This window comes from Bradyrhizobium sp. CSS354 (genome assembly GCF_029051725.1).
GTDB lineage: Bacteria > Pseudomonadota > Alphaproteobacteria > Rhizobiales > Xanthobacteraceae > Bradyrhizobium.
In genome coordinates this window covers 134102-147988 of record NZ_JAACFU010000010.1, presented here as the reverse complement: position 1 = coordinate 147988, position 13887 = coordinate 134102, and the positions used below count along the sequence as shown (strand labels likewise).

Annotated in this window: 14 protein-coding genes; 5 read left to right on the top strand and 9 right to left on the bottom strand. The window is 64.0% G+C overall.

Translation table 11 applies throughout. From position 1 onward, the window contains the following. Nucleotides 1–45 precede the first annotated feature (45 nt). Together GWG67_RS24650 and GWG67_RS24645 are read right to left on the bottom strand one after the other, a co-directional pair. On the bottom strand, nt 46–822 hold the full coding sequence (locus tag GWG67_RS24650; RefSeq protein WP_275171939.1) for an outer membrane protein: 777 nt from the start codon (nt 820–822) through the stop codon (nt 46–48). Nucleotides 823–1001: 179 nt separating this feature from the next. Beyond that, nucleotides 1002–2258 carry an FAD-dependent oxidoreductase gene (locus GWG67_RS24645; protein WP_275171938.1) on the bottom strand — a complete coding sequence of 419 codons (1257 nt, stop codon included), beginning with the start codon at nt 2256–2258 and terminating at the stop codon, nt 1002–1004. 117 nt (nt 2259–2375) lie between these two features. Here GWG67_RS24645 and GWG67_RS24640 point away from each other — a divergent pair, with 117 nt between their 5' ends. Next, nucleotides 2376–2510: a hypothetical protein gene (locus GWG67_RS24640; protein WP_275171937.1), complete on the top strand. Its 135-nt coding sequence runs from the start codon at nt 2376–2378 to the stop codon at nt 2508–2510. A gap of 149 nt (nt 2511–2659) precedes the next feature. Here the strand turns inward: GWG67_RS24640 and GWG67_RS24635 are convergent, their stop codons facing one another. Continuing rightward, nucleotides 2660–4174 carry a caspase family protein gene (locus tag GWG67_RS24635; RefSeq protein ID WP_275171936.1) on the bottom strand — a complete coding sequence of 505 codons (1515 nt, stop codon included), beginning with the start codon at nt 4172–4174 and terminating at the stop codon, nt 2660–2662. A gap of 211 nt (nt 4175–4385) precedes the next feature. On the opposite strand from GWG67_RS24635, the gene GWG67_RS24630 reads away from it, so the two are divergent. The 4 genes from GWG67_RS24630 (at nt 4386) to fabA (ending at nt 9091) form a co-directional block, all read left to right on the top strand. Beyond that, on the top strand, nt 4386–5351 hold the full coding sequence (locus GWG67_RS24630; protein ID WP_275171935.1) for a helix-turn-helix domain-containing protein: 966 nt from the start codon (nt 4386–4388) through the stop codon (nt 5349–5351). Between the two features lie 298 nt (nt 5352–5649). Then, complete coding sequence (locus GWG67_RS24625; RefSeq protein ID WP_275171934.1) at nt 5650–7218, top strand: DEAD/DEAH box helicase; 1569 nt, start codon at nt 5650–5652, stop codon at nt 7216–7218. 166 nt (nt 7219–7384) lie between these two features. Then, entirely contained in the window at nt 7385–8452 is a 1068-nt protein-coding gene (locus GWG67_RS24620) for a GGDEF domain-containing protein (RefSeq protein WP_275171933.1), read from the top strand. 108 nt (nt 8453–8560) lie between these two features. Then, nucleotides 8561–9091: a bifunctional 3-hydroxydecanoyl-ACP dehydratase/trans-2-decenoyl-ACP isomerase gene (gene fabA, locus GWG67_RS24615; RefSeq protein ID WP_275171932.1), complete on the top strand. Its 531-nt coding sequence runs from the start codon at nt 8561–8563 to the stop codon at nt 9089–9091. Between the two features lie 2 nt (nt 9092–9093). Here the strand turns inward: fabA and GWG67_RS24610 are convergent, their stop codons facing one another. From GWG67_RS24610 to sufC, 6 genes are all read right to left on the bottom strand, one after another. Then, complete coding sequence (locus GWG67_RS24610) at nt 9094–9549, bottom strand: TfoX/Sxy family protein (RefSeq protein WP_275171931.1); 456 nt, start codon at nt 9547–9549, stop codon at nt 9094–9096. A gap of 135 nt (nt 9550–9684) precedes the next feature. After that, nucleotides 9685–10095 carry an iron-sulfur cluster assembly accessory protein gene (locus GWG67_RS24605; RefSeq protein ID WP_081747958.1) on the bottom strand — a complete coding sequence of 137 codons (411 nt, stop codon included), beginning with the start codon at nt 10093–10095 and terminating at the stop codon, nt 9685–9687. Nucleotides 10096–10180: 85 nt separating this feature from the next. After that, a complete protein-coding gene (locus tag GWG67_RS24600; RefSeq protein ID WP_007591551.1) occupies nt 10181–10552 on the bottom strand; it encodes an SUF system Fe-S cluster assembly protein in 372 nt (123 codons plus the stop codon). Then, the gene (locus GWG67_RS24595) at nt 10549–11796 is read right to left on the bottom strand and encodes a cysteine desulfurase (RefSeq protein WP_275171930.1); all 1248 of its coding nucleotides are present in this window, start codon (nt 11794–11796) and stop codon (nt 10549–10551) included. Before GWG67_RS24595 ends, GWG67_RS24600 begins: the two co-directional genes overlap by 4 nt. After that, nucleotides 11793–13097 (bottom strand): Fe-S cluster assembly protein SufD, encoded by a 1305-nt coding sequence (gene sufD, locus GWG67_RS24590; RefSeq protein ID WP_275171929.1) that lies wholly within the window; start codon nt 13095–13097, stop codon nt 11793–11795. Before sufD ends, GWG67_RS24595 begins: the two co-directional genes overlap by 4 nt. Before the next feature lie 12 nt (nt 13098–13109). Beyond that, a complete protein-coding gene (sufC, locus tag GWG67_RS24585; protein WP_275171928.1) occupies nt 13110–13862 on the bottom strand; it encodes a Fe-S cluster assembly ATPase SufC in 753 nt (250 codons plus the stop codon). Nucleotides 13863–13887 lie beyond the last annotated feature (25 nt).

The following is a 13887-nucleotide window of genomic DNA, read 5'->3' as shown; positions in this document are numbered from 1 at the left end:
GGCAGTGATCGTCTTTTATGGCTGCTTGGTCGTTCGTTGACGCACTCAGTAGCGGGCGATGACCGGCGCGTCGAACTTGTAGCTGGCGCGCACGACGGCCCACTGGATGTCGCGCGGCTTGGCATCGAAGCTGTAATTGCCCGAGGTGCCGCCAAGTTGATAGGTCTGGCTGGCGAAGGCTGCGTAGTTGTACTCGAGGCCGACGATCCAGTTGCGGGTGACGCCGTATTCCCAGCCGGCGCCGACGGTCCAACCGTTGGCCCAATGGGTCTGACCGCCAGAGCCGGTCGACGGATTCGGAACGGTGTCGCTCACCGAGAGACGGTTGTTCACGCCGGCATAGCCGCCCTTGATATAGAACAGATTGTTCTGCACGGCGAAGCCCGCACGACCGACGACGGTCGCGAGCACGTTGGCGCGCCAGGAGAACACATCGTCGAGGCCGACGCCGAACGTGTTGTTCCTGCCCGAGCCGTGGTTGTCGAGGCCGGAGATCGTACCTTCCATGCCGAACACGTAGTTGTTGGCCTGCCAGTTGTAGCCAATCTGGGCGCCGCCCATGATGCCGGCGCCGCGCTGACGAAAGCCCTCGCCCGGAGCGAGGTCACCAAAGGGCGTTGTGTTCGCGGTGTTGTTCCAACGCTCGTTGGTCCATGCGCCACCGATGTGACCGCCGACATAGAAGCCGGTCCAGTTGAACATCGACTCCATATAGGCCGACGCCTTTGTGTAGGGCCGCGCACCGAGATCGGCGGCGGAAGCGGCGCCGGTCGAAACCAGAGCGGTCGTGCAGGCGAAGGCGGCAATCAATTTGTTACGCATGGTACACCCCGTGTCCTTTGATGGGTGCACGCTCACATGCAGTTCTTACTCAAATTTGAATCAAGACAGTTAAGACGTGGGATTGGCAAGCAGCGCGCCTTCAATCCGTTTGCGCTGTTGCACGCAGGCAACGCGCCGAGCGCGATTTAACGCAGCGTTATCCCTACCGGGTTCTTGCGCTACCGTGCCGGCGCAGCCTTCGACCGCACGTGCTCGGGCCGGACGCCGAGCGCGAGCAGGCGCGCCGGAATGCCCTGGAGCCACGGCAGCACGGTGATGAGGCGCACGACCAGCGGCACTTTCAGCGGCCGGTCGCCGCCCTGCAAGGCGCCGCTGATGATGTTGTTCTGCACGATCATCTGCGTTCGCTGCGTCATTTTCACCGGGAATTCGCGGCGACGGCGCACGGCATCGAGTTCGTCCTCCGACGGACAGCCGTTTTGCAGCTTGTCCGCCAGCAGATTTGCGGTCGCAACCGCATCCTGCACGGCGAGATTGACGCCGACGCCGCCGACCGGCGACATCGCATGCGCGGCATCGCCGATGAGAAGCAGGCCCGGCCGCGTCCAGCGCGGCAGGCGGTTGATCGCGACAGTGAGCAGCTTGAAATCGTCGAAGCTCTTCACATCGGCAATGCCGCTCTTCAGGATCGGCGCCATGCGAACGACGTCATCGAGCAACGCCTGTAATCCCCTCGCCTTCACCGCGTCGTATTGTCCCTTGGCGATGACATAGGCGCACTGCCAATAGTCGCCGCGGTCGAAGGTGATCATCATCTTGCCGGGCTCGACGCGCGCGAACACGTTCTCGGTCTCGTTCGCCTTGCGGCCGACGCGGAACCACAGCACGTCCATTGGCGCGCCGATCTCCTCGACCTCGAGGCCGGAACGCTGGCGCACCGTCGAATGCCGGCCGTCACAGGCGATGGTGAGATCGGCTTCGATGTCCACGATCCCGTTCGGCGTATTCGCCCGCACGCCGGCGATGGTCTCGCCGTGGCGGATCAGATCAACGGCCTCCGTGTTCATCATCACCTTCAGCGAGGCGAAGCGCTGGCCGGCCTCGCGCAGGAAATTCAGGAAATCCCATTGCGGCATGAAGGCGATGAAGGGGTACTTGGTGCGGAGGCGGCTGAGATCGGCGATGCGAACGGGGGTACCGCCGAACAGGCCGTCCATCTTCTGCAAGCGCTGATGCGGCAACTTCAGGAATCCGTCGATCAGGCCGAGCTCGTCCATCACCTGAAGCGTCGAGGGATGCACGGTGTCGCCGCGGAAGTCGCGGAAGAAATCCGCATGCTTCTCCAGCACCACGACATCGATCCCGGCGCGCCCCAGGAGATAGCCGAGCATCATGCCCGCCGGTCCGCCGCCGACGATGCAACACCGCACTTTTACCGCGGAGCCCTGGGGATGCTGCGACGTATCGGGTTTCACGGCCGGGTCCTCATCCACCAGTTGCTTTCTGTGCAGTGCAGCAAGCAAGATTCATTTGCCGCAGTTGTGAATGGCCGTTAGCCTTGCTGCCAATTCCGACTCATTCAGGAAATTGCAGTGCAGACAATCCTCATACTGCTCGGCGTCTGGATCCTGATCAACGTGCTTTTCGTCGTGATCATGATCACGCCGCGCAGGCCCGGGCTGGCGCCAGTGCGCATCGAACAGAACGGCTATACATACGAGGAGTAGGAGAAGCTCCTGCTGCGCCGCGTCATCATCTCGATCGCGATGGGCGCCTTCTTCTCGCTGACTCCGGCCCTGATCGAACCTTCGATTCCATCAAATGTTTGATCAGAAGCGCCGCGAATAGCTGCGGCGGACGCGGCCTGCTCGACACCTCAGTGGTTGCTGCGGTTCGCGCTGCGGAAGCTCTTGATCTCCGACACGCTGCCGTCGCGATAGGTCAGCTCCACCGAGATGAACTGCGTTGCCGGCGCGAGCTTCATGTAGAGCGGCATGCCGGCGCTGATCGCGCTAGGATCGCGCATGTCGCAGCCCGGCATCTTCAACACCTGGTTCGGAACGGCGGTGTCGATGCCGATGCGCACCTCGCGGATGGCGCAGCGGTAGGACACGAGGTGCGTGTAGTAGACCAGCAGCCCGTTGAACTCGCGGAATGACAGCCAACTCGTCGCGGTCATGTCGAGGATCTTGCGCTGGTCGCGGATCAGCGCGGCTTCGGGATCGAACCTGATCGGGAACGGCCCCTGCATGTCACCGGACTGGTCGACGTAGCGGACCTCGATGGTGCCGGCCTGCGCGTCCGGCGGCAATTCAATCGATGGGTTCGGCATTCTCTTGCGCGTGCGCGGGTCGAGCGTATCGATGAAGCCGGTTTCGCGGAAGTCGCCATTGCCGGCCATGCGCCAGGAAACGCCGAGGGTCGGATCGGCAAAGGAGAACACCACGCTCCAACCGCCATTGTGACGCGAGAAGCTCGCGATCGGCGCATTGGTGGTCTCCTCCTTCTGCACGCGCGGCACCGACACCGGTGGCAGCGCCGCGAGCTTCTGCGCTGGGGGATCGGCCGGGCGCGCGGCGACGTCCTTGGCGATGCCGCTGAGGAAGACGTCGTCGACCATCTGATCGAAATAGACCGGCACCTGCCTGTGCTTGACGGTGTCGGCCATCTCGGCGACGAGACGGCGCGTACGCTGCGCCACCTGCACCAGGTTCTCGCCGGGCTGGAGCAGTTCCTTGGCGAAGGTGCGCGTGAACACCGAATTGGGATTGGCGTCGTCGTTGGAGAGGCGGTCGAGCGCGGTCTGGCGCGGGCCCGCGGAGAAGACCGAGAACACGCCTTCAGGCAGCTGCACCATCGGGGCAAGCCCGCCACCACCTGAGACGGCGCGGGTGCCCTTGCGCTCGAACGGATTGTTGCGGCAGGCGTCGAACACCAGGATCGAGGTTCGCGCCTTCTTGTTCTGGAGACGCTCGACGATGCGATCGGCCAGGATGGAGGCGTCACGCACCAGCTCTTCCTGCCCTTCCGTCGCCGCCGGCACGTCGGTCGGCAGCAGATAGTTCTGGCCGGCGATCTCGAAGCCGTGGCCGGCATAGAAGAAGAACGCGGTGTCGCCGGGCTCGATCGTCCGATCGAACGCGAGCAGCGTTTCCGAAAATTGCTGCCGGCTCTGGTTTTCGGCGACCATCACCGAGAAGCCGAGCTGCTTCAGCGTATCGCCCATGGTGCGGGCGTCGTTGACCGCCTTGAGCAGCTTCGGAACGTTCCTGTAGTCGTTGTTGCCGACGACGAGCGCAACGCGCTTCTCGGCACAGGCGGGGAGCGCGAAACCGCTGAGGCCGACGGCGAGGCCAAGCGCCGCCAGAACTCTGAAAAGCCGACGCGTCATCGAAAATCCCTCACGAACGGCCCACGCCGGTTCCCTCGAACAGCGGTTCATGGGAACCGCGCCGTTGATGTGATAGTCGGCCCAGCCATAGCGCTGGTTCAACAGCCCCGAGGACTCAGGTTTTGTCGTCTAGCCTATGGCAGATCCCGCTGGAATCTGCTTTTTCTCAGTCAATTCTTGTGGGCAATTCCGCTGGAAGCAAGGGGCTGCCGTGTATCGCTGGTGCACCGACGAGGTCGAGCCGCACGACCGCTTCGACTTTTGGCGCGAGGTGCGCTCCAAGGGCCTGTTCGGCGTCACCGCCGAACTCGAGCGAGAACGCCGCGCGGACTTCTTCGGCGAATTCTCGCTGCGCCAGCTTGGCGGCGCCGGCCTCGTCGAACTGAAGGCCTCGCACTACAGTGTCGAGCGCAGCATGACCGACATCGCTGACGCGCCGAGCGACAGCATCTGCGTCTATCAGCAGCTCGGCAGCGGCGGCTGGTTCGGCGGCATGCGCAGCAGCGACTTCACGATCGCCAATGGCAGCTTCGCCACCAGCCATACCGACTTGCCCTATCGCACGACGCCGCTGGGCGCAGGAGGCTTCCATCTGCGGATCCTGAAGGTCCCCGTGAGCAGCCTCTCCACGCAGGATAACCGCATGCGCGAGCTTGCGCCCCGGACGTTCGACGATTCCACCCTGGCGCCTCTGCTCGGCGCCTGCTTCGCCGATCTCGGTGAAGTTGCCGCGGGTGATGACGGCCCCGCCGATGCCGCTTCCCTCGTCCAGGCTTTAGCCCATCTGGCGCTGATCGAGCGCGGCATCCTGCGGCCCGGCAGCCGCCTCGGGCAGGCCGCGCTGCGGACCGCCCGGCTCTCGCAGGCACGGCGCCTGATCGCGCGTCACCTGCAAGACCCGAATCTGGCGCCGACAGTGGTGGCCGATCTGCTCGGCATCTCCGTGCGTCACCTGCATATTCTGTTCGAAAGCACGGCCAAGAGCTTCTCGCAAACCGTGACGGAGGAACGCCTGAACCAGAGCCGCCACTTGATGCGCGAAGCCCCGGACCGGCTGATCGCCGACATCGCGACCTCCTGTGGCTTCGACAGCCTGGCGACCTATTACCGGGCCTTCAACGCCGCCTACGGGATGGCCCCCGGCGACTTCCGCGCGCAGGGGCCGCAGGGGCGTTAGCCGACGTTTGGGCAGCTCCGGCCGATCGCCGGATTGGGCGGAAAACCGCAGCCGCGCCCGCTATTTGGGCGAAAACCTCAGGTTTTTTAGGGCCTTCCCGCGCCTGCTCCATTGACTTTGGCCGATTCCCGCCTATGTTCCGTGGCGACGCGGCTCAGATCGAAGAGCGATTCCTGAGCTTGGCGCTTTGTTCGCGTGAGTCAGCACCCCCAGCTTCTTTGAGAGCGCGCCGTTTTGGGGTGGAACGCGACAGCCTTATTACCCTCGATTCCGAACGGCGGTTTCGACCAGAGGCTCAATGTCTTTTACCCATCTCGGACTATCCGAAAAAGTCCTCGCCGCAGTGGCGGCCACCGGTTACACCACCCCCACCCCCATTCAGGAACAGGCGATCCCTCACGTCCTCGCTCGCAAGGATGTGCTCGGCATCGCCCAGACCGGCACCGGCAAGACCGCGGCCTTCGTGCTGCCGATGCTCACCATCCTCGAAAAGGGTCGCGCCCGGGCGCGCATGCCGCGCACCCTGATCCTCGAACCGACCCGCGAACTCGCGGCGCAGGTGAAGGAAAACTTCGACCGCTACGGCGCGGGTCAGAAACTCAACGTCGCCCTCCTGATCGGCGGCGTTTCCTTCGGCGACCAGGATGCCAAGCTGACGCGCGGCGTCGACGTGCTGATCGCCACTCCGGGCCGCCTGCTCGACCACACGGAGCGCGGCGGCCTGCTGCTCACCGGCGTCGAGTTGCTCGTCATCGACGAAGCCGACCGGATGCTGGACATGGGCTTCATTCCCGACATCGAGCGCGTCTGCAAGCTCGTCCCGTTCACCCGGCAGACCCTGTTCTTCACCGCGACCATGCCGCCGGAGATCCGGCGCATCACCGAAACCTTCCTGCACAATCCGCAGAAGGTCGAGGTATCGAAGCCCGCCACCACCGCTGTCACCGTTACGCAGTGTCAGGTCCCGGCCGGGCGTGAGGCGCACGAGAAGCGCGAGCTGCTTCGCCGATTGCTGCGCGAGGCCAAGGATCTCCAGAACGCGATCATCTTCTGCAATCGCAAGCGCGAGGTCGCCGTCGTTCACAAATCGCTGCAGAAGCACGGCTTCAGCGTCGGTGCGCTGCACGGCGACATGGATCAGTCGGCCCGCACGGCGGCACTCGAACAGTTCCGCAAGGGCGAGCTGCCCCTGCTGGTCGCATCCGACGTCGCCGCCCGCGGCCTCGACATCCCCGAGGTCAGCCACGTCTTCAATTTCGATGTTCCCCACCATCCCGACGACTATGTCCACCGCGTCGGCCGCACCGGTCGCGCAGGCCGGTCCGGCATGGCGATCTCGCTCGTCACGCCGCTCGACCAGAAGTCGATGGTGGCGATCGAGAAGCTGATCGGCCAGAGCATTCCGCGCGCCGAAGGCGATTTCGAAGTCCGCACCGATGCTTCCGATGCGAGCGAGCGTCCGCGCGAGCAGCGCGGCCGTGAACGTTCACGCGGCGGACGCGGCAAGCCGCAACGCGGTCGCGATCGTGAGCGCAGCCACGAGCCGCGCGAAGCGCGTGGCGAGGCACAGCCTTCAGCCGAAGCACGGACCGCTCCCGAGGCGAGGCCCGCTTCCGAAGCAAGGCCCGCACGCGAGGCCAGGCCTCCGCGTGAATCAAGGCCTCCGCGTGAAGCCAGACCTCCGCGTGAAGGCAAGCCATCATCCGAGCCGCGTGACGGTGCGCGCCAGCAGGCCAATCCGTCGCATGTGCCGTCGATCGGTCGCCCCGAGCCGCGCCGCCAACGTGAGGCCGACAGTGAGCCGGGCGACCACTCGCATCTGCCGGCATTTCTGCTGCGTCCGGTTCGCTCCCCCGCCGGCGCCTGAAGCGCGATGCGCGCCCGGCTTTGGTTGAAGTAAAGCTGGCGCGCACTTTTTTGGACGCATTCGTGGACGTATATTTACGGGGCGTTCACGATCGTCCGTTAGCCTACGAACATAATTTAAGTATTGCTGCGGTCGACGGCGCGCCGATCGCTGTGGGGTATGTTCCGTGGTCAAGGTGCTCGACGAACACGAACGCACGATGGCGTTCGCTGAGGTTGCGCTCGGTCAAATCCGATCGCTACGACAGACGGCAATTCCCCGCAATTACGAGATCTGGTTCGTCTACGCCACCGGCTACAACGCCCCGCTCAACAAGATCATCAACGAGACGCTGGCGCGGAGCGGCAAGCTGACCGAGGCCGATCTCGATCAGATCTACGAGACCTACCTCTCCCACATCAAGACCACCGACCGCATCGACAAGGTCGGTGCGCGCGTCATCGGCGAGATCGACGACGTCATGAAGGTACTCGGCGACGCACTCGAGATGACCGGCTCCTACGATGCCAGCCTGTCGGGCGCGACCGAAAAGCTGTCATCGGCCAAGAGCCGCGAGCAGATCAAGTCGATCGTCGAGACGCTGCTGCATTCCACCAGCGAGATGCGCGAGACCAACAAGGCGCTGGAAGATCGGCTGACGCTCTCGAAGAGCGAGATCAGCAATCTCCAGCAGAGCCTGGAGGCAATCCGCGCCGAGAGCCTGACCGATCCGCTGACGGGGCTCGGCAACCGCAAATATTTCGATCGCATGATCGACATGGCCGTGCAAGGCGCGCTCGCCTCCGGCGAGCCGCTGTCGCTGCTGCTGGTCGACATCGATCATTTCAAGTCGTTCAACGATTCCTACGGCCATCTCACCGGCGACCAGGTGCTGCGGCTGGTCGGCCTGTCGCTGAAGCAGACCATCAAGGGCCAGGACATCACCGCGCGCTATGGCGGCGAGGAATTCGCGGTCGTGCTACCCAACACCGCGCTGCGCCAGGCCCTCACGGTGGCCGATCACATCCGCCGCGCGGTGATGGCAAAGGAATTAAAGAAGAAGTCCACCGGCGAAATCCTCGGCCGCGTCACCATCTCCGTCGGCGTCTCCATGCTCAAGCAGGGCGACGACACCGATGCGCTGATCGAACGCGCGGATGCTTGCCTGTACGCCGCCAAACGCAACGGCCGCAACCGCGTGATCTGCGAGGCCGATCCGGAATTCGCGGTAGAGACGCACAACCGCGTGGCGTGACGCCGAAGCCGCGCACCGCCGCCCGCGCTTGACATTCTGACCTGACGAACGACATCTCCCTCGCCGTCTCGAGGCGCCCGACTGCGAGCATCCGGAGGACTTATCGTCTTGCCCAACCCGCATGATTTTCACACGCCGCAACCGTCCTACACGAGGGACGACTTGTTGAAATCGAGCGAGGGCGGCTATTTCGGCCCGGGCAATGCGCAATTGCCGGCGCCGCCGATGCTGATGATGGACCGCATCACGGAGATCAGCCTGGACGGCGGCGAGTTCGGCAAGGGCCATATCGTCGGCGAACTCGACATCGCGCCGGCCCATTGGTTCTTCGATTGCCACTATCGCGGCGATGCGACCATGCCGGCCTCTCTGGGGCTGGATGCCATGTGGCAGATGGTCGGCTACTGGCTTGGTTGGTCGGGCTCGCCGGGCAAGGGCCGCGCCATCGGCGTCGGCGAAGTCGCGTGCACGGGCGAGGTCACACCGAACGCGCAACGCGTGCGCTACGAGGTCGCCATGCGGATGGTCCGGCGCGGCAAGCTGGTGCTCGGAATTGCTGACGGTCGCGTGCTTGCCGACGGCATCTGCGTCTTCACCGCCAAGGACATGCGGGTTGGTCTGACCAAGGCCGTGGACTGAGCTTACCCCAGTCGCTTGGCGCGCTTCCCAAGCGAGCTCTTTTTGCTCGCCTTCTTCGGCGCTTTCGCAGGCTTGGCCACCTTCTTCGCCGGCTTGTGCGCCGCTTTCTTCGGTGTCTTCTTGGCTTTGGGCCGCTTTTTCACCTTGGCGCGCTGGGCGGCGGCGAGCGCGGCCCTCGCCCATTGCGAAAGCTCCTCGGAATCGTCGAACAGCCGGGCCGGCAGCTCCCAGTAGGAGTTCACCACCACGGTCTTGGCGCGGCTCGCGTATTGGAACGGCTTTGAGCCTTCCGCTTCAAAATCCGGGATCGTCACCTCATCGGCGCGGAAAAACAGGCCGGCGCGCAACGCGAGCGCGAAGTTGATGCCGTCGGCGGAGATGCCGTAGCCGGAAAACATTTTTCGAATCGCGACGGGGCCGAAATCGGCGAACAGGTCGATCAGGAATTCGCGGTCCATGGCAGGCTTCCCGGGGCGAGCAGGCCAGCCTTCATACCACCGCCGTCATTGCGAGCGAAGCGAAGCAATCCAGACTGTCGCCGCAGAGACAGCCTGGATTGCTTCGTCGCAAGTGCTCCTCGCAATGACAGGAAACTACCCGTCGATCTGCGCCGGGCGCAGCTCGACCGACTCGCCGCAGCCGCAGGCGGAGATCTGGTTGGGGTTGTTGAAGACGAACTGGGCCTGCATCTTATCGGCCTTGTAGTCCATCTCGGTGCCGAGCAGGAACAGCACGGCCTTCGGATCGACCAGGATCTTGACGCCCTTGTCCTCGACGACCTCGTCGGTCGGGCGGACGTCATGGGCGTATTCGACAGTGTAGGACTGACCGGCACAGCCGCCGTTCTTGACGCCGACACGCAAGCCCACGATCTCGGAATCGGCCCGCTGGGTCAGCTCGTTAATGCGCTGGGCAGCAGCGTCCGTCAGCCGCATCACCTGCGGGCGGGGCCGCCGCGGCTTCGGAGTGGATGCTGGTGTCGAGCCTGACGAAATCTGTGTCATGTCAGTGATGTGGTCCGTTGCCGAGCGAATTCAATGCCAAGGATCCAACAAGGATCTTCTAAGTATCTAAAGCCGAGGTTACGCGTCACCACATGTTGAGCACGAGGCGCGCCTCGTCGCTCATGCGCTCCGGCGTCCAGGCCGGTTCCCAGACCACCTTGACGTCGACTACGCCGACGCCGGGGACGCTGGCGACCGCGTTCTCGACCATCGTCGGCAGCTCGCCGGCGGCCGGGCAATTCGGCGTCGTCAGAGTCATTTGCACGTCGACGGAACGATCGTCCTTGATCTCGACCTTGTAGATCAGGCCGAGCTCGTAGATATCAGCTGGGATTTCCGGGTCGAACACGGTCTTCAGCCCGGCGATGATTTCGGTGGTGAGACGCTCGGTCTCCTCCGGCGGCAGCGCCGACTGGGTTTCCATCGGATTGGCTTTGATTTCGGCCGTGTCACTCATGCGAACAAATCCCGCGCCTTCAGAAGCGCCTGTGCCAGATGATCGACTTCTTCCCGCGTATTATACATGCCGAACGACGCCCGGCATGTGGCTGTGACGTTGAACCGCTCTAAAAGCGGCATCACGCAATGGGTGCCGGCGCGCACCGCGATGCCCTGGCGGTCGATCACGGTGGCGACGTCATGGGCGTGCGCGCCCTTGAGCTCGAAGGAGATCACCGGGCCCTTGCCCCGCGCCGTGCCGATCAGCCGCAGCGAGTTGATCTCGCGCAGCTTGTCCTGCGCATAGGTGACGAGATCGTGCTCGTGCGCGGCGATACGCTCCTTGCCGATCGAATTGACGTAGTCGATGGCGGCGCCAAGCCCGACCGCCTCGACGATCGCCGGCGTGCCGGCCTCGAATTTGTGCGGGGGATCGCCATAGGTGACGATGTCGCGCGAGACCTCGCGGATCATCTCGCCGCCGCCGTTAAACGGGCGCATCGCGACGAGGTGGTCGTACTTCGCCCAGAGCACGCCGATGCCGGTCGGACCGTAGACCTTGTGGCCGGTGAAAACGTAGAAGTCGCAGCCGAGGTCCTGGACGTCGACGGGCAGATGCACGGCGCCCTGGCTGCCGTCGACCAGCACGGGGATGCCGCGGGCGTGGGCGATCTTCACGATGTCCTTGACCGGAACGATGGTGCCGAGCGCGTTCGACATCTGCGTGATCGCGACAAGCTTGGTCTTCGAGGTCAGCAGCTTCTCGAATTCGTCGATAAGGAAATTGCCCTCGTCGTCGACCGGCGCCCATTTGATCACGGCACCATGGCGTTCCCGGAGGAAATGCCAGGGCACGATGTTGGAGTGGTGCTCCATGATCGAGATGACGATCTCGTCGCCTTCTTTGATGTTCGGTTCAGCCCAGGACGAGGCGACGAGGTTGATCGCCTCGGTCGCGTTGCGAGTGAAGATCACTTCCTCGGTCCGCGGCGCGTTGATGAACTGCGCCACCTTGGTGCGGCCGCCCTCATAGGCCTCGGTCGCGGCGTTGGCGAGATAATGCAGGCCGCGATGTACGTTGGCGTATTCGGAGGTGTAGGCCTGCGTCATGCGATCGAGCACGGCACTCGGCTTCTGCGCAGAAGCCGCGTTATCGAGATAGACCAGCGGCTTGCCGTAGATCTGCATGGCCAGCGCCGGGAAATCCTCGCGCACGCGCGCAACGTCATAGGCGCCGTTCTTGACTGCCCGATGCGTGCTCATTGGCGCCGCTCCAGCCAGCGCTCGGCAATGCCGATCACGTGCTCGCGCAGATCATCATCGGCGATCTGCTCGATCGCCTCGCCCACGAAAGCCTGGATCAGCAGCGCCTGGGCCTGCTTCTCCGGCAGCCCACGCGCTTTCAGATAGAACAGCAGGCTGTCGTCGAGCGCACCGGCGGTGGCGCCGTGACCGCAGGAGACGTCGTCAGCAAAGATCTCGAGCTCGGGCTTGTTGTCGGCTTCCGCCTCGTCCGACAGCAGCAGCGCGCGGATCATCATCTTGCCGTCGGTCTTCTGCGCATCTGGACGAACGATGATGCGGCCCTGGAACACCGAGTGCGCACGATCGTCGATCACGGCCCGGAAGACTTCGCGGCTCACACAATTCGGCACGGCGTGGTCGACGACCAGCGTGGTGTCGCCATGCTCGGTCTTCTGCAACAGATTCACGCCGTTGACGGAGAGTTCACTGCCCTCGCCTGCGAGCGTGATGAAGCCCTGGAGGCGGCTGACCGCAGCACCGGTGGTCATGTTGAAGAAATTGAGCTTTGTATTCGCGCCGACGGTGACGAATTGCGAGGTGACGTTCACCGCATCCGGCGAATCGTCCATCAGGCGGATATGCGCGACGTCGGCGTTGTCGCCGACCGAGAGGATGACGGCATCGTTGACCTGGTAGGCCTTGGCGCCGGCCGCGACAAAGCTCTCGATGATGGTGGCACGAGCGCCCTTCCCGACCGCGATCTGCGAGCGGGTGAAAGTCGACGCGGAAGGCGCGGTCGCAATGTGGATGATCTGGATCGGCGCGGACAGCTGCGCGCCGTCGGCGATATCAAGCACAACACCGTCGGTCGCCATTGCCGCGTTCAGCGAGATCACAGCATCGGTAGCTGCGGTCTTCAGCAGACCGGAATCCTTCTCCAGCGTCTCCCGCAATGTCTTAAAGCCCGCCTCGGAGGCCAGCGCCTTGATGTCCGAGAGATCGGGAGCGAACACGCCGTCGACCAGCACCAGCTTGCGGGCGCCCGCGATCGCGTGCGCTTTCACCGCGTCCGCGGCGCGCTTCAACCCAGCCGCATCGGGCGCCGCCGCCAGCGGCAGCACCTCGCCGACCAGCGCGCGCAGATCGGTGTACTTCCATTCCTCGATCCGGCGGTGCGGCAGGCCGAGACGCTCATAGGTCTCGAACGCCTCGCGGCGCGCCGCGATCACGGAAGGCGAACCCGGCAGGCGGCCTTCGGCGCTGGCGAAGAGATCGCTCACCGCGCGGCCGTTTCCGGTCTTTGCCACAGCAACGTTCATCTCAAACAATCCTTACGCGGCGTCCTCGAACTGGGCGTAGCCCGACGCTTCCAGCTCCAGCGCCAGTTCCTTGCCGCCGCTCTTCACGACACGGCCCTTCGACATCACGTGCACGATGTCGGGCACGATGTAGTTGAGCAGCCGCTGATAGTGGGTGATCACGACCATCGCGCGCTTGGGCGAATGCAGCGCGTTGACGCCGTCGGCTGCGATGCGCAGCGCGTCGATGTCGAGGCCGGAATCCATCTCGTCGAGGATGCACAGGCTCGGCTCGAACAGCGCCATCTGCAGCACCTCGTTGCGCTTCTTCTCGCCGCCGGAAAAGCCGACATTGACGCCACGCTTGAGCATGTCCTGCGGGACATTCAGCGACTTCGAGACTTCACGAACCTTCTTCAGGAAGTCGGGCGTCGAATACTCGCTCTCGCCGCGCGCCTTGCGCTGCGCGTTCAGCGCGGTGCGCAGGAAATTCATGGTGGCGACGCCGGGAATCTCGACCGGGTACTGGAACGCCAGGAACACGCCCTTGGCGGCGCGCTCGTTCGGGGCCATCTCGAGCAGGTCTTCGCCCTTGAACAGGATTTGGCCGTCGGTGACCTCGTAACCGGGCTTGCCGGCGATGACGTGGGAGAGGGTCGACTTGCCGGAGCCGTTCGGCCCCATGATCGCGTGGATCTCGCCTTCGTTCACGGTCAGGGTCAGCCCGTGGAGGATCTCACGCTCCTCGACACGAACCTTGAGGTCTTTCACTTCGAGCAAAGCCATCTTGGTGTCCAGTTTATTCAAATGA